Raw genomic sequence first — 20,024 nt, forward strand, 5'->3', positions numbered from 1 at the left:
AGGCGGATCAGCCTTCCTTCAGCATATCCTCAATCCGCCGCATCTGGTCGCCCATCAGGTCGCATTCCCTTGGGCTCGACTGCGCCATCACTCGCTCGATGAGCGCCGAGTAGATTTTCAGCGCCCGCATCAGCAGCGCCTCACCCTCCGCGGTCAGCGAGAGGCGCATGATGCGCTTGTCCTTGGCGTCGCTTTCGCGGCGAACCACGCCGCGGTGTTCGAGCTGAGGCAGGAGCATGGTGATGTTGGAGCGGCCAACCAGGAGCTTGCGGGCGAGATCGTGCTGCGACATGCCGGGATGGCGGTAGAGGTTCATCAGCATATCGAGCTGCGCCAGTTTCAGGTCGAGCGGCTGCAGCGCTTTCGTCAGCGCGTTCACCACCGCCTTTTCGGCGCGCACCAGGGCGATCCAGTTGCGGAAACGCGGATTGTCCCAGGGCAGATCTTGTTTATTGTTCATAGTTGAACTAGTATGTTCATGATTGAACTAATGGATGGATCGCAACTATGGCATCATTTGGATTGAAGGTCATCCGCGGTTTGTTCGGCGCGGCGGAACATGTCGCCCCGGCTTTGGCCGGGCGTGTTGCGTTCAATCTGTTTTGCCGAACTCCGGGCCGGCGTTCGCTGACCGCAGGCGAGCGCCGCGCGATCGTGCAGGCCGAAGCATTCATGCAGGAGGCGCGCCATCACCGTCTGCGAACCCGCTCCGGCTGCGTCATGGTGCATGAGTTCCGGCCGGCTCGGAAGGCGATCGGCACGGTGCTCGTCATTCATGGCTGGCGCTCGCGCACTGAGTATATGCGCTCGTTGATCGAAGGTTTTCGTAGCGCCGGGTTTCGTGTCATGTCGCTCGACCTTCCGGGCCACGGCCACTCATCCGGCCGGCGGCTGAATATGGTGACCGCCGTCGATGCTGCTCACACGGCCGGCGAGTGGTTCGGGCCGTTCGCGGCGGTCGTCGGCCATTCATTCGGCGGCGCGGTCGCCGTCAATGCGGCCGTCGGCTCCGTCCCCAGCATCGCGCCATTGGCAACTGAACGCCTTGTGCTGATCGCCTCGCCCAATTCGATGTCGGACCTGTTCGAGGGATTTGGCCGCTTCGTCAATCTCGGCCGGCGGACGTATTCGGCCATGGCCGGTCAGGTCCACCGGCTTTCCGGCCGGGTTCTCACCGAATTCACTGGCTCGCGGCAACTTGCCGACGTGCCGATCCCGGCGCTGGTCATCCATGCGACCGACGACCGCGAAGTGCCTGCCGACAACGCCAGGGTGCTAGCGTCCGCTGGCGATCACGTACGGCTTTACTGGGCCGACGGGCTCGGCCATCGCCGCATTCTGTCGGACCCGGCGGTGGTGGAACTGTCGATGGGCTTCGTGACCGAACGGCGCGAGCACGCCTTGGTGCATTGAGCGCTGCTGCTCCTTTGCGGCGCCACCGATCTTCGATTCTCGTGAACAAAATCCCGCGGTTCGACGTTTCGATCCTACATGCCGGCAACTGGAACCGAGGAGTTGAACGATGAACAAGCGGTATCGAGAGACCGATCAGGACAGGGACCAGAATCGCGGACTCCAGCAGGAACAGGCTGAGCGCGAGCGCGCCCGCCAGCAGAGCGGCGCCCCGCGCGAAAACGATGAAAGCCGAGCAGAAAGGGGCCGTCAGCAAAGCCAGCCCGGCCGTGGCCAGAACCAGTCCGAGGACATGTCTCGGCGTCAGCAGGCTGGCTGGCAGAGCGAGATGGAGCGAGAGAGCGAGGAGCGCCGTGGGCCGCAGTCGGAACGCAACGACTAAATGAACTGGCGCAAGGACAGCGGGGCTCGGATGCCGTGACCAGATCGAGCATGCGCTTCATGCGCGAAGTTACCTGCGCGGTGAGACAACAGGAGGTGGTCGAAAATTTATAGACTCTTAACGAAATCGGTATGAATCGGTATAGTCGCGAGGCTAAGCCGCCATTCGGCGGACCAAACCATTTTCGCGGCGAACAATAGGAGCCGGTCGGGGTACCCGATCGGAACAGATATTCTGATGGGTTTCGTGGCAAAGACGATCGGTTCACTTCCGCTGGCGGTGCTTGCGGCGACACTGGCGCTCGGTACGCCGCAAAGCCATGCGCAAAGCCTGTTCGAGGCTTTGTTCGGCGGCGGCATCAAGAAAAGCCGCCGCGCCGATTTTCCGCCTCCCCCCCGGGTGCATAGGGAAACCAGAAAAGCCGCCCCGGCTCCGAAAATCAGTGGCCCTTCCTACTACACCTATAAGGCCGATCCGCTGGTGCGAGTCGACTTCGCGGCGCTGAGGGCAGCCGGCCAGACGGTGTCTTTCGAGCCGTCGCTGACGGGATCGGCATTTCGCGAGGCAGCCGCTACGGGCCTCGCCGATTTCGACCTTCACGCTGAAAAGGATATCGCCAAGGCCCTGGCCGACCACTATTCTGCCAATCCGGAGTTCATCTGGGTGACAGGCTCGTCCGCCAATGGCCGTGCGAGAGAGGCGGTGCGGGTCCTGAGCGAAGCCGACAGTCACGGACTCTCGCCTGCCGACTATGCAGTCACCATCCCGGGCGCCGCCCATTCGCTCGACAATGCCGCCGCCCGCCAGCGCGAACTGGTGCGTTTCGAAATGGCGCTGTCGGCGCGCGTGCTGCGTTATGTCCGCGATGCCCAAGGCGGCCGCATCGATCCGAACCGGCTGTCCGGCTATCATGATTTTCCCGCCAAGCCGATCGACCTCGCCGGCGTTCTGAAGACGCTTTCGCATACGGCCGAGGTACGGACCTTCCTCGAATCGCGCCATCCCCAAAACCCCGAATACCAGGCGCTGCGGGTCGAACTGGAGGCGTTGCGGGCAAGTTCGGAAAACGAGATCGTGGTCGACGCCAAGCTTCTTTTGAAGCCCGGCGAGATCAGCCCGGAACTGCCCAAGCTGCTGCAACTGATCGCCCGCAACATCGACGACGAATTCGGCGGCGAGCATGGCGAAACGCTGTGGCGGCTCGGAAAGAGCGAACTCTACTCCGAAGAACTCGTGCCGGTGATCAAGGCCGTTCAGGAGAAGCACGGCCTGAAGCCTGACGGCGTCATCGGCCCGCGCACTGTGGCCACGCTTGCCGGCACCTCCAAGGCCGACCGTCTCGACAAGGTGACCTTCGCGCTGGAACAGTTGCGCTGGCTTCCGTCCGATCTCGGCAGTCCGCGCGTGTTTATCAACCAGCCGGCCTATACGGCGAGCTACATCGAAGGCGGCCAGGAAAAGCTGAACATGCGTGTGGTGATCGGGAAGCCCTCGAATCAGACCAGCTTCTTCTACGATGAGATCGAGCAGGTCGACTATAATCCCTATTGGGGCGTGCCGCAGTCGATCATCGTCAACGAGATGCTGCCCAGGCTGCGCCGCGATCCGGGTTATCTCGACCGCTCCGGCTACGAGGTCACCGATGCGAGGGGCAGGCGCATTCCGTCCTCGGCGATCAACTGGGGTCAATATGGCGCGAAGGTACCCTATAATGTCCGCCAGACGCCGAGCGAGGCGAACGCACTCGGCGAACTGAAGATATTGTTCCCCAACAAGCACGCCATCTATATGCACGACACGCCGCAGAAGGCGCTGTTCGATCGCGATTCACGCGCCTTCAGCCATGGCTGCGTGCGCCTGAAGGATCCGCGCGGCATGGCCGCCGCCGTACTCGGCACGACCGTCCAGCATATCGAGGCGAAGCTGAAACAGGGGCATTCCTCGGAGAAGGTGACCCGCAAGATCCCGGTCTACGTCGCCTATTTCACCGCCTGGCCGGACATCAACGGCAAGGTCGAGTATTTCGGCGACGTCTACGACCGCGACGCCCGGCTGAAAACGGCGCTGGAAAAGACCGACGAGCTGCGCGCGTCGAGCATCTGACGAAAGCGATTCTCTCAGCATAGGAAGACGCCGGCGGTTCCGGCGTCGCCTCGCGTTCGCTACGATCTCCATCCATGGCGACTTTATAGCAATTTTGCCCAAGCACTGGAAACCGCAACGCTGCAAGTTGCAGGGGCGATGTTCCAGCGCCTTGCGGCGGCTCGCTTATCTATAGGAGACCATGACGATGACGATTTCTCCATTTCTCACTGCTCTCGGATCCGAAGGTTCCGCTGCCGACCAAGCGAAAGACATGGACCTGTACGGATGGCTAATCGGAAGCTGGGAAATGGACACGGTCCGCCACCTCGAGGACGGCACAATCCAGAAATCGGATGGAGAGATCCATTTCGGCTGGGTGCTCGAAGGCCGCGCGATCCAGGACGTCTGGATCAGGCCCAAGCGCCCGGCGCCATCCACTATGTATGGCACGACCTTGCGCATCTTCGATCCTGGGATCGGTGCCTGGCACATCATCTGGAGCGACCCGCTCAACCAGGAGTACTCGCGCCAGATCGGGCGAGCCGAAGGTAAGGACATTGTCCAGATCGGCGATGACTCGCGCGGTCTGCAAGCTCGATGGCGTTTCACAGAGATCACGGCCAACAGCTTCCATTGGATTGGCGAGGAAAGATCTGCCGAGAGCGACCCTTGGCAAACCCCGTATGAACATTTTGCCCGCCGAACAAATTGCTGAAGCTGGTGATAGCCACCTATGAGCGTCCGGGTTTGTCAAAGATATAATCGCCGGCAATTGCAAGATCAGACGCTCAGCGCGCTGTCGAGTGACAAGCAGGCATTGGTTTTATTAGGGAAAATGGTGGGCGATGCAGGGATTGAACCTGCGACCCCACCCGTGTGAAGGGTGTGCTCTCCCGCTGAGCTAATCGCCCGCCGGGGTCAGACCCCGGAACAGGCGGCGATATAAGGGAGGGGAAACCCGGAAGTCAATCGCCGCAGCGACAAATCCGTCATGTCCGCGTTGCCGCTCCCCCGGAGTGGCGAAGCAGTCACGCGTTGGCCGTCTCGATCAGCCGCCCTGCAAGGTCGAGCGTTAGTTCGTCGAAATGCGAGATGATCACGGACGGCTCGAATTCCCGCACATGCCTGTCCGTATAGCCGAAATCGACGGCCACCACCGGAATGCCGGCGGCCTTGGCGGCATCGATGTCGGTTCGCGAATCGCCAACCATCACTGCGCGATCGGGATCGCCGCCGGCCCTGGCGACGGTCTCCAGAAGGTGCCGCGGATCCGGCTTGCGGAACGCGAAGGTGTCGGCTCCGCATATAGCTCCGAAATGATGCGTCATGCCGAGCGCGCCGATCAGCTTGCGCGAAAAGGCCTCGGTCTTGTTGGTGCAGATCGCCAGATTGAACCCTGCGCTCTCGAAACGGGCGAGTGCTGCCGGAACGCCGGGGTAGGGGCGTGACTTGCCGGGGATGTTGGCGCCGTAATGGTCGAGAAACAGCGCGAGCAGTCGGTCATGCTCTTCGATCGCGAGCGCCTTCTGCTGTGCGGCGTAGGCACGTTCGATCATGACACGGCCGCCATGGCCGACATATTGATGGAAGCCCGCTGTGTCCGTGTGGGCGACGCCACCGGCGCCGAGGCAGTGGTTGAGGCTGTCCAGCAGATCGGGCGCCGTATCGATCAGCGTTCCGTCGAGGTCGAATACGATGATGGGCTTGCGCATCAGAAGTCTCGGCGACCGACGGGTTGGCGGGGCGATGATGAAGGCGATAGCTTGCGAGCCGCGCCGGCGCAACCTGTTCCCGCCTCCGTGCACAAGACCTTTGCCCTATTCCCCAAAGATGCTAGGAGCGCCCGACGCAAAATTGAGGCGCGAAACAGGCATGGATGCGAGGGCGTTGAAAATCGAGGCGGCGCGCGCGGCCCTCGGCCACGTAAAGGACGGAATGCGGCTCGGTATCGGCACCGGCTCGACCGCCGAGGAATTCGTGCGCCTGCTCGTCGAAAAAGTTGCCGCCGGCATGAAAATCGTCGGCGTGCCGACGTCGGAGCGCACGGCAGCGCTCTGCCGCGAACTCGGCGTGCCTCTGTCGACGCTTGAGGAAACGCCCGAACTCGATCTTACCATAGACGGCGCCGACGAGGTCGATGGCCAGCTTGCTCTGATCAAGGGCGGCGGCGGCGCGCTTCTGCGCGAAAAGATTGTCGCCGCTGCTTCGGCTCGCATGATCGTCATTGCCGACGAGTCGAAACTCGTCGAAACGCTTGGCCGGTTTCCGCTGCCGATCGAGGTGAACAGATTCGGTCTCGGCGCCACAAAGCTGGCAATCGCTCGTGCGGCCGATGCGGCCGGGCTTTCAGGCCCGCTGACATTGAGGATGACGAACGCCGAGCCGTTTGTTACAGACGGCGGTCATTTTATTATCGACGCATCTTTTGGCCGCATTCACGATCCAAGAGCGCTATCAAATGGTCTTCATGCCGTTCCGGGTGTCGTCGAGCATGGCCTGTTTCTGGGCCTCGCCGATGCCGCCATCATCGCCGGCGCCAACGGCGTCCGGACGGTTCATGCGGCAAGTTAAACAGGAGTTCTACCTATCATGACGCTGGTCCACCGCGTTCGTCGCCTGTCCACCGCACTGGCGGCTTCGGTCATTGTCGCAACCGCCTCTCCGGCCTTCGCGCAGGAGATTTCCGACGCCCACCTTCAGGCTGCGCGCGAGGCGGTGGATGCGATCAACGCCACCGACATGTTCGACGGTATCCTTCCCGCTGCCGCCGCTGCGCTGAAGTCGACGCTGATCGAGAAGAATCCGGACCTGCAGGAAATCATCACGGCGACCGTCGACGAGAAGGCGATCGAAATGGCCGGCCGCCGCGCCGACCTCGAAAAGGAAGCGGGTCTCGCCTATGCGCGGGTGTTCCCTGTCGAGGATTTGAACGCCATCGCCACCTTTTACAATTCGCCGGCTGGCAAGAAGCTCCTGGCCGATGGTCCGATTGTCACCCGTGAGGTGACCAAGGCCGCCGATATCTGGCAGCGCGGCATCGTCCGCGATCTCGCGGAGGTTGTCGGCAAGTCGCTCATGGAAAAGACCGGCGGCCGCGCCCAGGCCGCGCCGGCCGTTACCGAGGGCGCCGCTCCGGCCCCCGCGGCCGAAGGCGAAGCGCCCGCCGCGGCGAACTGAGCCGCTTCCGCTCGAACAAAACTTGTTGAAAAGCCCGACCGATCGTCGGGCTTTTCTTTTGCCGGGCTGCCTCGTAACAGTGGGGCGAAGGGGGCGACCAGATGGCTCGATACGACTACGACCTTTTCGTCATCGGCGGCGGCTCGGGCGGTGTGCGCGCCGCGCGGGTTTCGGCGGCGCTCGGCAAGCGCGTCGGCATAGCCGAGGAGTATCGCTTTGGCGGAACCTGCGTCATTCGCGGCTGTGTGCCGAAAAAGCTGTTCGTCTACGCCTCGCAATTTCCCGAGCACTTCGAGGACTCCGCCGGCTATGGCTGGACCGTCGAGCCGGCGCGGTTTGATTGGCGCACGCTCGTCGCCAACAAGGACCGCGAAATCGCGCGCCTTGAAGGGCTCTATCGGCAGGGTGTCGAAAACGCCCGCGGGGACGCGTTCCAGACCCGCGCGGTGCTGGTCGACAGGCATACCATCCTGCTCGAAAGCGAGAACCGGACGGTTACCGCCGACCAGATCTTGATCGCTACAGGCGGCAGGCCGAACCCGCATCTGGCGCTCCCCGGCCACGAGCACTGCATCTTCTCCAACGAGGCCTTCGACCTGCCCGAACTGCCCAAGGCGATCGTGATCGCCGGCGGCGGCTATATCGCGGTCGAATTCGCCAACATCTTCCACGGTCTCGGCGTCCACACCACGCTGATCTACCGCGGCAAGGAGATACTCAGCCGTTTCGACATGGATCTTCGGCGCATGCTGCACGAGACTATGGAGAAGAAAGGTATCCGTATCATCTGCCATGAGATCTTCAGCGCGATCGAGAGGCGCGCCGACGGACGCCTCGACGCCTATCTGCAGGGAGGCGAGGTGCTCGTCGCCGATCAGGTGATGCTGGCGATCGGCCGCATTCCAAACACCGAGGATCTCGGCCTCCAAGCCGCCGGCGTCGAGAGGGGCAAGATCGGCGAGATCATGGTCGACGACTATTCGCGCACAAATATCGATAACATCTGGGCAATCGGTGACGTCACCAACCGCTTCCAGCTGACCCCGGTGGCCATCCATGAGGCGATGTGCTTTGTCGAAACCGCCTTCAAAAACAATCCGGTCGCGCCCGACCATGACTGCGTCGCTACCGCAGTGTTCTCGCAGCCCGAGATCGGCACTGTCGGCCTCTCGGAGGACGAGGCGGCGCGGCGCTTCCACGACATCGAAGTCTATCGCGCGACTTTCCGGCCGATGCGGCACACGCTGTCAGGCCGCGACGAGAAGATGCTGATGAAGCTGATCGTCGATGCCCAGACGCGGCTGGTTCTGGGCGCCCACATCCTCGGGCCGGACGCCGGCGAAATGGCGCAGCTTCTCGGCATTTCTCTCAAGGCTGGCCTCGCCAAAGACGATTTCGACCGCACAATGGCGGTGCATCCGACTGCGGCCGAGGAGCTTGTGACGATGTACAAGCCGTCCTATCTCGTGAAGAACGGCGAGCGGGTAGGATAAGGCTGCCAGCAGGAGTAAATGCCGCTTCGATTTCCGCCCAACTCCGGTCTAGAATAGACCTCCGGCTTCCTGTATAGAGCCGCGTTCCCGAAAAGCGGGCAATTGCGGGGCGAAATCGCCCCGGTTAAACAGCGTTTGGACACGGCAATGACGAAATGGTCCCCGAATTCCTGGAGAGTGAAGCCGATTCAGCAGGTCCCGGCCTATCCGGACCAGGCTGCGCTTGCCGAAACCGAGGCCCGTCTCGCCACCTTTCCGCCGCTGGTTTTTGCAGGTGAGGCACGCAAGCTGAAGAAGCAGCTTGCATCCGTCGCTGCCGGTGACGCATTTCTTCTCCAGGGCGGCGATTGCGCCGAAAGCTTCGCTGAACACGGCGCCGACAACATCCGCGACTTCTTCCGCGTCTTCCTGCAGATGTCGGTCGTGCTGACCTTCGCCGGTTCGCAGCCGGTGGTGAAGGTCGGCCGCATCGCGGGCCAGTTCGCCAAGCCCCGTTCGTCCGATAATGAAGTCAAGGAAGGGGTGACGCTGCCGTCCTACCGCGGCGACATCATCAACGGCACGGCTTTCGACGAGAAGTCGCGCACGCCCGATCCGGCGCGCCAGGAAATGGCTTATCGCCAATCTGCTGCGACGCTCAACCTTTTGCGCGCCTTCGCGCAAGGCGGCTACGCCAGCCTGGAAAACGTCCATCAGTGGATGCTCGGTTTCGTGGCGGACAGCCCGCAGGGCGAAAAATACGAGGCGCTTGCCAATCGAATTACCGAGACCATGGATTTCATGCGGGCGGTCGGCATCACTTCGGAGACCAATTTCGCGCTTCGCGAGACCGATTTCTACACCAGCCACGAGGCGCTGCTGCTCGGCTACGAGGAGGCGCTGACTCGCGTCGATTCAACTTCGGGCGACTGGTACGCGACTTCGGGCCACATGATCTGGATCGGCGACCGCACCCGCCAGCCGGATCATGCCCACATCGAATACTGCCGCGGCATCAAGAATCCACTCGGCCTGAAATGCGGCCCGTCGCTGACCGCCGACGGCCTGCTCGAGCTCGTCGACCTTCTCAATCCGGAAAACGAGCCGGGCCGGCTGACGCTGATCGCACGCTTCGGCGCCGACAAGGTCGGCGAGCACCTGCCAAAACTCATCCGCGCGGTGAAGAAAGAAGGCCGCAACGTCGTCTGGTCCTGCGATCCCATGCATGGCAACACGATCACCGCGGCAGGCTACAAGACGCGTCCGTTCGACCGTATCCTGCGCGAGGTGCAGAGCTTCTTCGAGGTGCACCGCGCCGAAGGCACGCATCCGGGCGGCATTCACATCGAGATGACCGGCAACAACGTCACCGAATGCACCGGCGGCGCGCGCGCCATCACGGCGGAGGAGTTGCAGGACCGCTATCACACCCATTGCGACCCGCGTCTTAACGCCGATCAGGCGATCGAGCTGGCTTTTCTGGTGTCGGAACTGCTGAAGAGGAACTCCGGCGAGACGGAAAAGAAGGTCGTCAACGGCTGAATCTGCCCGGACTTTTGCATCAAAGGCGCTGGCTTGAACCAGCGCCTTTGATATCCTGAAGGCTCAATCCTTCCTGTAGAGCAACCAGCTCTTGAGCGGGCGATCCGGAGTCGCGGCAAATTTGGTTACCCGGTTCCGACCGTTGACCTTGGACCGGTAGAGCGCCCGGTCGGCCTTGGCGTAGAGGTCCTCGGCGCTTTCCGCCTCGGACGCCATGCAGATACCCATCGAGATGGTGATCGGCCCGTAATCGACGCCTTGGCTGGAAAACCGCGTCTGCTCGATCAACAGGCGGATACGCTCGGCGATTTCGAACGTCGCCTGTTCCGTGCCCCCCTCGACGATCAGCGCGAATTCCTCGCCGCCGGTTCGCGCCACGAACATATCCTGACGGATGCTCGTCCTGAAGATGTCAGCGATGGCCTGGATGATCTTGTCGCCGACGGGATGGCCGAAGCGGTCGTTGATTTCCTTGAACCGGTCTATGTCGGCAAGGATCAGGGCGTTGAACAATATGCTCGAATTGCTGTTGTAGATCTTGGCGATCCGCGTGTCGAAGGCGCGGCGGTTCCAGATGTGGGTCAGCGGGTCCGTATCGGCCAGTCTCTTGTATTCCTCGAGCTTTGACTTCACGCTCTCCAGTTCGGCCGACTTGTCGCGCAAGGCGCTTGCAACCTGTTTTCCGTGGTCGATCGTCGAGTTCGTCGCCACAGACACGGCGCCAACGATCTTCTGCAGAAGATCCTTGGTCATTTGCGACCGGTTGCTCAGACCATCGGAGGTCTCGCCGAGAACCTGACCATATTTTTCGATGTGGCTGCGCTCGTTGCGCAGTATTCCGGCAATGTCTTCAAGCTCCTTGGCGATTACTTCACGCGCATGCGCGACGATGCCCTGATCGTGGTTCTGGGCGAAATATTTGCGGCCGATCCGGTCGAGGTCGTCCTGCGTCGGTCGGTCACCAAGGCCGACGACCTCGAGGCTGAGATTGTGGTTAGATCCCGTCAAGGCCTCGTAGAAAATCTCGTAATTACGGGGCAGGCCAACCACGCCCATCTGCCGCATCGTGGCGACGACGCCGGTAACGATGTCGTTGTGTACGTCCTCGGTCGAGGCGGTGGCAGGTTGCATGTTTGCTTCACTTACCCCGTTGAGTACACGAAACCGGCGTCGCCTATGCAGGCGCGCCGATGCAAATCGTTACCGGTCGCGGGCGTCAGCCCTTCAGTGCCAGCAAAAACGCGCCCCCGATCAACGCTTCTACCACGAACTACTTACATGCACTTGCGCTAAAGTTTTCTTAATTGCGAGGCAATGGCGATTACCCGGCAAGGTTGTATCAATGATGACGTTGCTCTTGAGCCGAATGTCGCAATCGTGGGATCGCAGCCGGACGAACGCCGTCATCTTGCGCCTGTGGTAGACGATGCCGGCGCAAAATTTTGGGAGAAATCGGCATGACCGATCTCAATCGTGGTTCGTGTCTTTGCGGCGCAGTGCGCTTCACCGCGAAAAGGCTGTTGCGCGGCGTCCTCTATTGCCACTGCTTGCAATGCCGCAAGCAGAGCGGGCATTTCTACGCCGCCGCCAAAGCCGCGGACGTCGACCTTGTCGTTCAGGGCGGGGAGGAGATCACATGGTATGCCGCATCGCCCGAGGCAAAGCGTGGATTCTGTCGGGCATGCGGCTCCGCCCTGTTCTGGAAGCATGGCAACCTCGACGAGACCTCGATCCTCGCGGGCGCATTCGACAAGCCGACCGGGCTTTCGGCGGTTGGCCATATATTCGTGGCCGACAAGGGCGACTACTATTCGATCGACGACGGCCTGCCGCAGCATCAGCGATCGGCGCCGGTTACTGACTAGCGCAGGGCTGAACGGCCTAAAACACACTCAGCAGCCGGACTGCCCGTCCGGCAAGACGATTGCCATCTGTTCGGCGCGGGCGAACTTCGCTAAAGCTCCGCTCCGGCAATCGGACAGGGATTCTCCATTTAATGCAACGCCTGATCAGCGCCTTCCGGAACTCGGTGCGGGCCTTTCGCCGGCTGATCCGTCACGAGACCGCCTTCCAGCAGGAGATGCTGCTACTCGCGCTTGCGGTCCCGCTTGCCTGGTTCGTGGCGAGTTCCTGGCGAGGCTACGCGCTGCTTGTCGGCGCGGTCTTGCTTCTTATCATGGTTGAAGTACTCAACACCGGCATAGAAGCAGCGTGCGATGCGGTGTCGCGCGAGTTCAACATCGATATCCAACTCGCCAAGGATTGCGGGTCGCTGGCCGTGCTGATTTCGATCGTGCTTGCCGGCGGCGTCTGGGGCATCGCCATCATTGAGCGGTTTGCTGGCCTTCCGCTTTAGCCGTCGATACCTATATGCGCGATGCAATCGGAACCCGCTGCGGCCATGACCGACATCGCTATCGAACTTGAACGTCGGGCCGGCCTGCCGCAGGATCTGCGCTGGCTGTTGGAGAAATATCCGCGCGAGAGCTGGCAGGCCCATCCCAATCTTGCCGGCATGGCTTCATTCTGGCTGCAGCGCCATGACATGTTCCGCGAACTCGGCGGTCTTTTGACCACGATCATCGGCGACTACCGTGAGGGCCGGCGCACCGCGCCGGAATTCGCGCGGCAGTTTGCGCCGCGCCTCAATTTCTTTCTCGGTGAGCTCGATGGCCACCACAATGTCGAGGACCATCACTATTTTCCGGTTTTCGCCAGGGCTGAAAGCCGGCTGAAGCGCGGCTTCGACATTCTCGATGCCGATCACCACACCATCCACGAAGGGCTGGCGCGCAATGCCGAGGCGGCGAACGCGTTCCTTCGTGCTCTTTCCGAGAATGAGGACAGCCAGCGCTTTGCCGCCGACGCCTATGCCGACGAGAATGCGCGGCTTGTTGCTATGCTGACCCGGCATCTGGCCGACGAGGAAGACCTGATCATCCCACTGATGCTCGACCGGGGCGACAGAGGGCTCGGCATCGGATAGTCCTTTATCGGACACCCTTAACCAGCGCCTCGATCCGGTCGAGCTGGGCGGCAAGCCTGGCGACATCGTCACGTACGGTCATGATCTGGCTGTGCCGCAATTCATCGAACTTCTCGTGCAGCGCCATGATCTCGATTTCAGCCTTAAGGTTGACCTCGTAATCGTGCGATGCGTCGAGGCGATCGCGCTCGGCCTGGCGGTTCTGCGACATCATGATGACCGGCGCCTGGAGCGCCGCGATCATGGAAAGCACGAGGTTGAGGAAGATGAAGGGGTAGGGATCGAAGCCCTCGCGTCCGAGCAGCCAACTGTTGCCGACAGTCCAGAAGATCAGAAACACGATGAAGGATATGATGAATGTCCACGAGCCGCCGACACGCGCAATGGAGTCGGCCAGGCGATCGCCGACTGCTTCCTTGCCCGCAATGGCGGCGTTGAGATCGCGCGAAACCGGCTTCCGTTCGACGGCGCTCGTAAGGGCTCTATGTTCCTGCGCGCTCAGGGCTTCCGGCCCACGCCTCAGCCAGCGGCCGGCAAGATCGGTAACGGATTTCGTCATGAAACTCTCCTGGGCTGAAGGTCGCTTGGCAGCCGTGCTCTGTTATAGGAGTATGCCGGTCGGTCAGAAAGCCGAGGCGCAAGGACAGACATTATGCTCAGCTTCGAGAAAATTCGCGCCCGCGCTGCGAGCCGCAAGGGCGGCGATGCGGTGCTGGCCTCGCTGCTTGGCCCCGTGCCTGACAATGCGAGCTTGGCGAAGGTCACCGACGACCGGGTCCTGTCGACCATGGCCGAGCGTGTCTTTGCCGCCGGTTTCGTCTGGAGGGTGATCGAGCAGAAATGGCCAGGCTTCGAGGAGGCGTTCCTGGACTTCGAACCGAAGCGCCTGCTGTTTCAGCCGGAAGACTTCTGGCACGATCTGGCATCCGACAAGCGTATCGTCCGCAATCCGCAGAAGATCAGGTCGGTGCGTGACAATGCCGCCTTCGTCGAACGCATGTCGAAGGAACACGGCAGCTTCGGCAAGTTCCTCGCGCAATGGCCAAAGGACGACCAGATCGGCCTGATGGCGTTTCTCGCCAAGCATGGCAGCCGGCTCGGCGGCAATACCGGCCAGTATTTCCTGCGCTGGCTCGGCTGGGACACTTTCATTATCTCGCAGGATATGGCCGCCGCACTGCGCGACGCCGGGCTGGACATCGCGGAAAGCCCGACCTCCAAGCGCGATCTCGCCCGGGTGCAGATGCAGATGAATGCATGGGCGCGCCAGACGGGGCTGCCCTACGCCCATATTTCGCGGATTCTGGCAATGTCGATCGGCGAAAACCACTCGCCGGAAGCAATCCGGGAATATACCGGCGACTAGCGGTTGCTCGCCACAAGACGCGCTACGCGCCAGTGGCTCAATCGAACGGCATTGCCGCAAAATTGCCGCCACGCTAAACCGGTCGGCATGACCAAGCCAGCGCCAGACATCCTCCGCATCGCGGTAGCCCAGTTCAATCCGATTGTCGGCGATGTCGCCGGCAATCTCGCCAAGGCGCGTGAGGCGAGGGCGGATGCCGCCCGTCATGGCGCCGATTTGGTGCTCTACACGGAACTGTTCATCGCCGGCTATCCGCCGGAAGACCTGGTGCTCAAGCCGGCATTTCTCTCGGCATGCGAGCGCGCGGTGAACGAGTTCGCGGGCGACACCGCCGATGGCGGGCCGGGCGTCATCATCGGCACGCCGCTGAAGCGCAAGAGCGGCACGCATAATTCGATCATTTTCGCCGACGGCGGCAAGATTCTTGCCGAACGCTACAAGCTCGACCTGCCGAACTACGGCGAATTCGACGAAAAGCGCGTCTTCCAGGCCGGACCCGAAATCCAGGGGCCGGTCAATTTCCGCGGCGTGCGCCTGGGGATTCCGATCTGCGAGGACATCTGGGGCGATGCTGCGGTCTGCGAGACGCTCTCCGAAAGCGGTGCGGAAATCCTCCTGGTGCCGAACGGCTCGCCCTATTACCGGGGCAAGGTCGATGTCCGCCACCAGGTAGTGATCCGGCAGGTCATCGAATGCGGCTTGCCGATGATCTACGCCAACCAGATCGGTGGCCAGGACGAGCTGGTTTTCGACGGGGCGAGCTTCGCCATCAATGCCGACAAGACGCTCGCCTTCCAGATGAGCCAGTTCGAGGAGACGGTCGCCGTTACCAAATGGCGTCGCGGCGAAGCCGGCTGGGTCTGCGCAGAGGGCCCGATGTCGAAAATTCCGGAAAAGGAGGAGGCAGACTATCGCGCCTGCATGCTTGGCCTGCGCGACTACGTCAACAAGAACGGCTTCAGGAACGTCGTTCTCGGCCTGTCGGGCGGCATCGATTCGGCGATTTGCGCCGCACTGGCGGTCGATGCGCTGGGCGAGGAGCGGGTGAGGGCGATCATGATGCCCTACCGGTACACTTCGAAGGAGTCGCTGCAAGACGCCGAGGACTGCGCCCGCGCGCTGGGCTGCCGCTACGACATCGTGCCGATCTTCGAGCCGGTCGACGGCTTTTCCAATGCGCTTACCCAGCTTTTCGAGGGTACCGGGGAGGGCATTACGGAGGAGAACCTGCAGAGCCGCGCGCGCGGCACCATTCTGATGGCGATCTCCAACAAGTTCGGCTCGATGGTGGTCACCACCGGCAACAAGTCGGAAATGTCGGTCGGCTACGCCACGCTCTATGGCGACATGAATGGCGGCTTCAATCCGATCAAGGACCTCTACAAGATGCAGGTCTATGCCCTGTCGCGCTGGCGCAACGGCCATGTACCGCCCGGCGCACTCGGGCCGTCGGGCGAGGTCATTCCGAAGAACATCATCGACAAAGCTCCGTCGGCGGAACTGCGCGAGAACCAGACCGACCAGGATTCCCTGCCGCCCTATCCGGTGCTCGACGACATCCTCGAATGCCTTGTCGAAGGCGAGATGGGCGTCGACGCGATCGTTGCGCGCGGCCATTCCCGTAAAACCGTGCATCGCATCGAACACCTGCTCTACGTCGCTGAATACAAGCGCAGGCAGGCGGCTCCGGGGGTGAAGATCACCAGGAAGAATTTCGGCCGCGACCGCCGCTATCCCATCACCAACCGGTTCCGGGACCGGGGCTAGGTCCGCCGACAGATGGAAATCTCGCACGATCTATCCCGGCTCGACTTTCAGGCGACCTCGGGCTTGCTGAAAGCGACTTACTGGGGCTGGGAGCGTACCGACGACATCAACCGGCGAGCCTTCGCGCATTCAGTCTGCGCCATAGCGCTGATCGATGGACGCCAGGCAGGCTTCGCCCGCGCCTCTGGCGACCGGGCGGTGTTCGCGCGGATCTCGGATGTGATCGTCTGGCCCGAGCATCGCGGCAAGGGCATCGGCAAGGCGCTGGTCCAGGCGCTGCTCGATCATCCGGAACTGAGTTCGGTGTCGACCTGGATGCTGAACACGTCCGATGCGCATGGCCTTTACGCGTGTTTCGGGTTCCAGCCGGTGACCGGAGGCAACGAAATGCGGCTCGATCGCCCGCCGGTTGGCGCATAGTGACCGGCTTCCTCGCCTTTCTCCGCGACAATGCGCGCTGGCTCGCCGGCGGCTTCCTGCTGACGCTGTTCTCGTCTTTCGGACAGACTTTTTTCATTTCGCTTTCGGCCGGCAATATCCGCGAGGAATACGGGCTGTCGCATGGCGGCTTCGGCACGCTCTACATGGTCGCGACGCTGGGCAGCGCGCTGACCCTGCCGCGCCTCGGCCAGATCGTCGACCGCTACAGCGTGAAGCAGGTCGCGCTCTTCATCATCCCGATGCTGGCGCTGGCTGCCATTTCCATGGCCTTTTCAACCAACGTCATCCTGCTCGCCTTCACTATCTATCTCCTGCGCTTGTTCGGGCAGGGCATGCTGACCCACACCTCGTTCACTGCGATGGGCCGCTGGTTTTCGGCGCAGCGCGGCCGTGCAGTTTCCGTCGTAACCCTTGGCCACAATACCGGCGAGGCGGTTTTCCCGCTGATCTTCGTGGCAGTTGCTGCCGCGGTCGGCTGGCGCAACACCTGGCTGATGGCGGCGGCGGCCCTGGTTTTTGTGGCGCTGCCGGTGATCGTCTCGCTGATCGCGGTCGAGCGCGCGCCCCGGGCCTCGGACCCAGTCGCTCGTGTTTCCGATGCCCGCGACTGGACCCGGGCCGAAGCGCTGCGCGATCCGGTGTTTTATCTCCTGTTCCTCGGCGTTATGGCGCCGTCCTTCATCGGCACCGTCATTTTCTTTCATCAGGTCTATCTCGTCGAACTGCGCGGCTGGTCGCTCGAGCTTTTCGCCGGCACCTTCACCCTGATGGCCGTCATGACCGCTACATTCGCTCTGATCTCGGGCCAGCTAATCGACCGCTTTTCGGCGGTGGCTATGCTGCCGGCGTTTCTCATTCCGCTCGGGGCCGCCTGCCTGATCCTCGGCTTCTTCGAGGGCCAGTGGAGCGCGTTCGCCTTCATGGCGCTGCTCGGCGTGTCGTGGGGCTTCTCCTCGACGCTGTTCGGCGCGCTTTGGCCGGAAATCTACGGCACCAGGCATCTGGGTTCGATCCGCGCTCTGGCTGTGGCGATCATGGTCTTCGCCAGCGCCATGGGACCGGGCCTCACCGGACTGCTAATCGATCTTGGCGTCAGCTATCCCGGCCAGATCATCGCGATGGGCATCTACTGCTTCGCCATTTCGCTGGTGATGCTGCAGGTCTCGCGCCGCGTCAGGGCGCGTGCGACGCAACCTCTCGCAGCCTGACGACGCAACCCACTGTTGCAGGAATGTCTCTCTGATTGTGTCACCTTTGCTTTTCGCGACCCGAAGTGTTGGCGAAACAGCCCGCCTTCATTATAAGCATTTCTCCCGCTGATCCCGTTTGGGAGGGTACGAATGACAGGATTTGACACTTTGATGCCGGGCCGCGAAGCCTAGGTTCCAAGCGCCGCCTCGGAGGTTTTGACCTTCCGGGCATCCAGAACCGATTTTCGCCTGCCCCGGTCGCCGCCTCATCCTGAGCTCGGCTGCCAAATCGATTCGGCCCCGCACAGAGCAACGATTTTGTGCTCCCGCGGTGCTTCATTTCCACGTTTTTTCCGGGATCGGGCAGTTTTGCGCCCGAAAGGACCATGACTCGTTTTCGTATCAATCTGCGCGGCGGCGCGTTCCGCAGCGTATTTAGCTTCACCGCAGGCCATTGGCGGCGCCAACCGATCCGTCTCGCCGTCATCATGGCGACGGTGCTCGTCTCCACCTTGGCCGATGTGCTGACCCCGCTCTATTCAGGCCGGCTGGTCGACGCCGTCGCCAGCGGCGCGGCGGCCGACATCGTCGCCTGGAACGCAGCGACCGCGGCTTTCTTCATGCTGATCGCGCTCGCACTCGGCGCCATAGTCATGCGCCACATCGCTTTCATGGGTATCATCGACCTGACGCTGATCATGATGTCGGACATCGCTGCCGACGCGTTCCACCGCGTCCAGCGCTTTTCCACCGACTGGCACGCCAACAGCTTCGCCGGCTCGACCGTGCGCAAGGTGACGCGCGGCATGTGGGCGCTCGACCTCCTGAACGACACGATCCTGGTGGCGTTGTTTCCCTCGCTCGTGATGCTCGTCGGCTCGACGCTGCTGCTCGGCTGGTATTGGCCGATGATGGGTTTCATCATCGCGGTCGGCTCGCTGGTCTATGTCGCGCTCACCATCGCACTGTCGCTCGGCTATGTCGCTCCGGCGGCGAGCCTCGCCAACCGCTGGGACACCCGGCTCGGCGGCGCGCTGGCCGATGCGGTCAGCTGCAACGCGGTGGTCAAGGCTTTCGGCGCCGAAGACCGGGAAGACGGCAGGCTCGCCTCGATAACCGGCAAATGGCGGGTCCGGACCCGGCGCACCTGGGTGCGCGGAACAATCAACGGTACGACGCAGGGGTCTACGCTGCTTGTGCTCCGTGTCGCAGTGATAGGTTTCGCCCTGATCCTGTGGTCGCGCGGCGAGGCGAGTGCGGGCGACATTACCTTCGTGCTCACTTCGTTTTTCGTACTGCAGGGCTACCTGCGCGATGTCGGCATGCATGTGCGCAACGTGCAGCGCTCGGTCAACGACATGGAGGAACTGGTCGATATTCAGCGCCAGCCGCTCGGTATCGAGGATGGGCCGGGCGCGAAGCCGATCGCGATCGAGCGCGGGCGCATCGAATTCGACGAAGTGACGTTCCACTATGGCAGCCATCCCTTGCCGCTCTACAAGGATTTCTCGGTCACGATCGAAGCCGGCGAGCGGATAGGGCTCGTCGGCCATTCGGGATCGGGCAAGACGACCTTCGTCAAGCTCATCCAGCGGCTCTACGACCTGAGCTCCGGCCGTATCCTGATCGACGGTCAGGACATCGCCGAAGTCACGCAGGCGTCATTGCGCCAGCAGATGGCCATCGTGCAGCAGGACCCAGTGCTGTTTCATCGGTCATTGGCCGAAAACATCGCCTATGCGCGGCCCGGCGCCTCGCAGGCCGAGATCGAGGAAGCTGCCAGGCTCGCCAGCGCTCACGATTTCATCGAGAACCTGCCTAAGGGCTACGGCACGCTTGTCGGTGAGCGCGGCGTCAAGCTGTCGGGCGGCGAGCGCCAGCGCGTCGCGATCGCTCGGGCGTTCCTCGCCGATGCGCCGATCCTCATCCTCGACGAGGCTACGTCGAGCCTCGATTCGGAATCGGAGGTGTTGATCCAGCAGGCGATGGAGCGGCTGATGGTCGGACGCACAACGCTGGTCATCGCGCATCGGCTGTCGACTGTGCGCGCACTCGACCGGCTGCTCGTTTTCGATCGGGGCCGTATTGCGGAGGAGGGCGATCATGACCAGCTGATCCGACTTTCCGGCGGCATCTACCGCCGGCTATTCGAGCGCCAGGCGCTGGAACTGACCAAGGGGATGATAATCTGACGAGCGGGCGG

General features: G+C 62.2%; 20 protein-coding genes and 1 tRNA gene. 16 read left to right on the plus strand and 5 right to left on the minus strand.

Going from position 1 to position 20,024, the window contains the following annotated elements:
* Nucleotides 1–7: 7 nt before the first annotated feature.
* Nucleotides 8–460 (minus strand): MarR family transcriptional regulator, encoded by a 453-nt coding sequence (locus tag ABVK50_RS11135; protein ID WP_353641504.1) that lies wholly within the window; start codon nucleotides 458–460, stop codon nucleotides 8–10.
* Nucleotides 461–507: 47 nt separating this feature from the next.
* On the opposite strand from ABVK50_RS11135, the gene ABVK50_RS11140 reads away from it, so the two are divergent.
* From ABVK50_RS11140 to ABVK50_RS11155, 4 genes are all read left to right on the plus strand, one after another.
* On the plus strand, nucleotides 508–1,413 hold the full coding sequence (locus ABVK50_RS11140; protein WP_353641503.1) for an alpha/beta fold hydrolase: 906 nt from the start codon (nucleotides 508–510) through the stop codon (nucleotides 1,411–1,413).
* Nucleotides 1,414–1,522: 109 nt separating this feature from the next.
* Nucleotides 1,523–1,795 (plus strand): hypothetical protein, encoded by a 273-nt coding sequence (locus ABVK50_RS11145; RefSeq protein WP_353641502.1) that lies wholly within the window; start codon nucleotides 1,523–1,525, stop codon nucleotides 1,793–1,795.
* A gap of 237 nt (nucleotides 1,796–2,032) precedes the next feature.
* Entirely contained in the window at nucleotides 2,033–3,898 is a 1,866-nt protein-coding gene (locus ABVK50_RS11150) for a murein L,D-transpeptidase (protein WP_353641501.1), read from the plus strand.
* A 181-nt stretch (nucleotides 3,899–4,079) separates the two neighbouring features.
* Nucleotides 4,080–4,595 (plus strand): hypothetical protein, encoded by a 516-nt coding sequence (locus tag ABVK50_RS11155; RefSeq protein WP_353641500.1) that lies wholly within the window; start codon nucleotides 4,080–4,082, stop codon nucleotides 4,593–4,595.
* 121 nt (nucleotides 4,596–4,716) lie between these two features.
* On the opposite strand, the gene ABVK50_RS11160 is transcribed toward ABVK50_RS11155, so the two are convergent.
* Nucleotides 4,717–4,791, minus strand: a tRNA-Val gene (locus ABVK50_RS11160).
* Between the two features lie 117 nt (nucleotides 4,792–4,908).
* Nucleotides 4,909–5,592, minus strand: coding sequence for a phosphoglycolate phosphatase (gene gph, locus ABVK50_RS11165; RefSeq protein WP_353641499.1), 684 nt, complete (start codon nucleotides 5,590–5,592; stop codon nucleotides 4,909–4,911).
* 160 nt (nucleotides 5,593–5,752) lie between these two features.
* Between gph and rpiA the strand changes: the two genes are divergently transcribed.
* The 4 genes from rpiA (at nucleotide 5,753) to ABVK50_RS11185 (ending at nucleotide 10,071) form a co-directional block, all read left to right on the plus strand.
* Complete coding sequence (rpiA, locus tag ABVK50_RS11170) at nucleotides 5,753–6,451, plus strand: ribose-5-phosphate isomerase RpiA (protein ID WP_353645960.1); 699 nt, start codon at nucleotides 5,753–5,755, stop codon at nucleotides 6,449–6,451.
* Between the two features lie 18 nt (nucleotides 6,452–6,469).
* Nucleotides 6,470–7,057, plus strand: a complete 588-nt coding sequence (locus tag ABVK50_RS11175; protein WP_353641498.1) for a DUF2059 domain-containing protein — start codon at nucleotides 6,470–6,472, stop codon at nucleotides 7,055–7,057.
* Nucleotides 7,058–7,158: 101 nt separating this feature from the next.
* A complete protein-coding gene (gene gor / locus ABVK50_RS11180) occupies nucleotides 7,159–8,550 on the plus strand; it encodes a glutathione-disulfide reductase (protein WP_353641497.1) in 1,392 nt (463 codons plus the stop codon).
* Nucleotides 8,551–8,697: 147 nt separating this feature from the next.
* Nucleotides 8,698–10,071, plus strand: coding sequence for a class II 3-deoxy-7-phosphoheptulonate synthase (locus ABVK50_RS11185; protein WP_353641496.1), 1,374 nt, complete (start codon nucleotides 8,698–8,700; stop codon nucleotides 10,069–10,071).
* Between the two features lie 63 nt (nucleotides 10,072–10,134).
* Here the strand turns inward: ABVK50_RS11185 and ABVK50_RS11190 are convergent, their stop codons facing one another.
* Complete coding sequence (locus ABVK50_RS11190) at nucleotides 10,135–11,202, minus strand: GGDEF domain-containing protein (protein WP_353641495.1); 1,068 nt, start codon at nucleotides 11,200–11,202, stop codon at nucleotides 10,135–10,137.
* A gap of 326 nt (nucleotides 11,203–11,528) precedes the next feature.
* On the opposite strand from ABVK50_RS11190, the gene ABVK50_RS11195 reads away from it, so the two are divergent.
* The 3 genes from ABVK50_RS11195 to ABVK50_RS11205 all read left to right on the plus strand — a co-directional run bounded on the left by ABVK50_RS11195 (nucleotide 11,529) and on the right by ABVK50_RS11205 (nucleotide 13,057).
* Nucleotides 11,529–11,936: a GFA family protein gene (locus tag ABVK50_RS11195; protein WP_353641494.1), complete on the plus strand. Its 408-nt coding sequence runs from the start codon at nucleotides 11,529–11,531 to the stop codon at nucleotides 11,934–11,936.
* 131 nt (nucleotides 11,937–12,067) lie between these two features.
* Nucleotides 12,068–12,427: a diacylglycerol kinase gene (locus ABVK50_RS11200; protein WP_353641493.1), complete on the plus strand. Its 360-nt coding sequence runs from the start codon at nucleotides 12,068–12,070 to the stop codon at nucleotides 12,425–12,427.
* 45 nt (nucleotides 12,428–12,472) lie between these two features.
* Nucleotides 12,473–13,057 carry a hemerythrin domain-containing protein gene (locus tag ABVK50_RS11205; protein ID WP_353641492.1) on the plus strand — a complete coding sequence of 195 codons (585 nt, stop codon included), beginning with the start codon at nucleotides 12,473–12,475 and terminating at the stop codon, nucleotides 13,055–13,057.
* Between the two features lie 4 nt (nucleotides 13,058–13,061).
* On the opposite strand, the gene ABVK50_RS11210 is transcribed toward ABVK50_RS11205, so the two are convergent.
* Complete coding sequence (locus ABVK50_RS11210; protein ID WP_353641491.1) at nucleotides 13,062–13,616, minus strand: DUF1003 domain-containing protein; 555 nt, start codon at nucleotides 13,614–13,616, stop codon at nucleotides 13,062–13,064.
* 93 nt (nucleotides 13,617–13,709) lie between these two features.
* Between ABVK50_RS11210 and ABVK50_RS11215 the strand changes: the two genes are divergently transcribed.
* The 5 genes from ABVK50_RS11215 (at nucleotide 13,710) to ABVK50_RS11235 (ending at nucleotide 20,013) form a co-directional block, all read left to right on the plus strand.
* Nucleotides 13,710–14,423 (plus strand): DNA-3-methyladenine glycosylase I, encoded by a 714-nt coding sequence (locus ABVK50_RS11215; protein ID WP_353641490.1) that lies wholly within the window; start codon nucleotides 13,710–13,712, stop codon nucleotides 14,421–14,423.
* A gap of 87 nt (nucleotides 14,424–14,510) precedes the next feature.
* Nucleotides 14,511–16,190 (plus strand): NAD+ synthase, encoded by a 1,680-nt coding sequence (locus ABVK50_RS11220; protein ID WP_353641489.1) that lies wholly within the window; start codon nucleotides 14,511–14,513, stop codon nucleotides 16,188–16,190.
* 63 nt (nucleotides 16,191–16,253) lie between these two features.
* Nucleotides 16,254–16,610, plus strand: a complete 357-nt coding sequence (locus ABVK50_RS11225; RefSeq protein WP_353647030.1) for a GNAT family N-acetyltransferase — start codon at nucleotides 16,254–16,256, stop codon at nucleotides 16,608–16,610.
* Nucleotides 16,610–17,839: an MFS transporter gene (locus tag ABVK50_RS11230; protein ID WP_353641487.1), complete on the plus strand. Its 1,230-nt coding sequence runs from the start codon at nucleotides 16,610–16,612 to the stop codon at nucleotides 17,837–17,839. The genes ABVK50_RS11225 and ABVK50_RS11230 overlap by 1 nt, the downstream gene beginning before the upstream one ends.
* A 368-nt stretch (nucleotides 17,840–18,207) precedes the next feature.
* Nucleotides 18,208–20,013, plus strand: a complete 1,806-nt coding sequence (locus ABVK50_RS11235; RefSeq protein ID WP_353641486.1) for an ABC transporter ATP-binding protein — start codon at nucleotides 18,208–18,210, stop codon at nucleotides 20,011–20,013.
* The last annotated feature ends 11 nt before the right edge of the window (nucleotides 20,014–20,024 follow it).

This window comes from Mesorhizobium sp. WSM2240 (assembly GCF_040438645.1).
Taxonomy (GTDB): domain Bacteria; phylum Pseudomonadota; class Alphaproteobacteria; order Rhizobiales; family Rhizobiaceae; genus Allomesorhizobium.

Bases quoted from the DNA above. Each gene is read 5' to 3' on its own strand.
- ABVK50_RS11135 (WP_353641504.1), bottom strand. From the start codon at position 460: ATGAACAATAAACAAGATCTGCCCTGGGACAATCCGCGTTTCCGCAAC.
- ABVK50_RS11140 (WP_353641503.1), top strand. From the start codon at position 508: ATGGCATCATTTGGATTGAAGGTCATCCGCGGTTTGTTCGGCGCGGCG.
- ABVK50_RS11145 (WP_353641502.1), top strand. From the start codon at position 1,523: ATGAACAAGCGGTATCGAGAGACCGATCAGGACAGGGACCAGAATCGC.
- ABVK50_RS11150 (WP_353641501.1), top strand. From the start codon at position 2,033: ATGGGTTTCGTGGCAAAGACGATCGGTTCACTTCCGCTGGCGGTGCTT.
- ABVK50_RS11155 (WP_353641500.1), top strand. From the start codon at position 4,080: ATGACGATGACGATTTCTCCATTTCTCACTGCTCTCGGATCCGAAGGT.
- gph (WP_353641499.1), bottom strand. From the start codon at position 5,592: ATGCGCAAGCCCATCATCGTATTCGACCTCGACGGAACGCTGATCGAT.
- rpiA (WP_353645960.1), top strand. From the start codon at position 5,753: ATGGATGCGAGGGCGTTGAAAATCGAGGCGGCGCGCGCGGCCCTCGGC.
- ABVK50_RS11175 (WP_353641498.1), top strand. From the start codon at position 6,470: ATGACGCTGGTCCACCGCGTTCGTCGCCTGTCCACCGCACTGGCGGCT.
- gor (WP_353641497.1), top strand. From the start codon at position 7,159: ATGGCTCGATACGACTACGACCTTTTCGTCATCGGCGGCGGCTCGGGC.
- ABVK50_RS11185 (WP_353641496.1), top strand. From the start codon at position 8,698: ATGACGAAATGGTCCCCGAATTCCTGGAGAGTGAAGCCGATTCAGCAG.
- ABVK50_RS11190 (WP_353641495.1), bottom strand. From the start codon at position 11,202: ATGCAACCTGCCACCGCCTCGACCGAGGACGTACACAACGACATCGTT.
- ABVK50_RS11195 (WP_353641494.1), top strand. From the start codon at position 11,529: ATGACCGATCTCAATCGTGGTTCGTGTCTTTGCGGCGCAGTGCGCTTC.
- ABVK50_RS11200 (WP_353641493.1), top strand. From the start codon at position 12,068: ATGCAACGCCTGATCAGCGCCTTCCGGAACTCGGTGCGGGCCTTTCGC.
- ABVK50_RS11205 (WP_353641492.1), top strand. From the start codon at position 12,473: ATGACCGACATCGCTATCGAACTTGAACGTCGGGCCGGCCTGCCGCAG.
- ABVK50_RS11210 (WP_353641491.1), bottom strand. From the start codon at position 13,616: ATGACGAAATCCGTTACCGATCTTGCCGGCCGCTGGCTGAGGCGTGGG.
- ABVK50_RS11215 (WP_353641490.1), top strand. From the start codon at position 13,710: ATGCTCAGCTTCGAGAAAATTCGCGCCCGCGCTGCGAGCCGCAAGGGC.
- ABVK50_RS11220 (WP_353641489.1), top strand. From the start codon at position 14,511: ATGACCAAGCCAGCGCCAGACATCCTCCGCATCGCGGTAGCCCAGTTC.
- ABVK50_RS11235 (WP_353641486.1), top strand. From the start codon at position 18,208: ATGACTCGTTTTCGTATCAATCTGCGCGGCGGCGCGTTCCGCAGCGTA.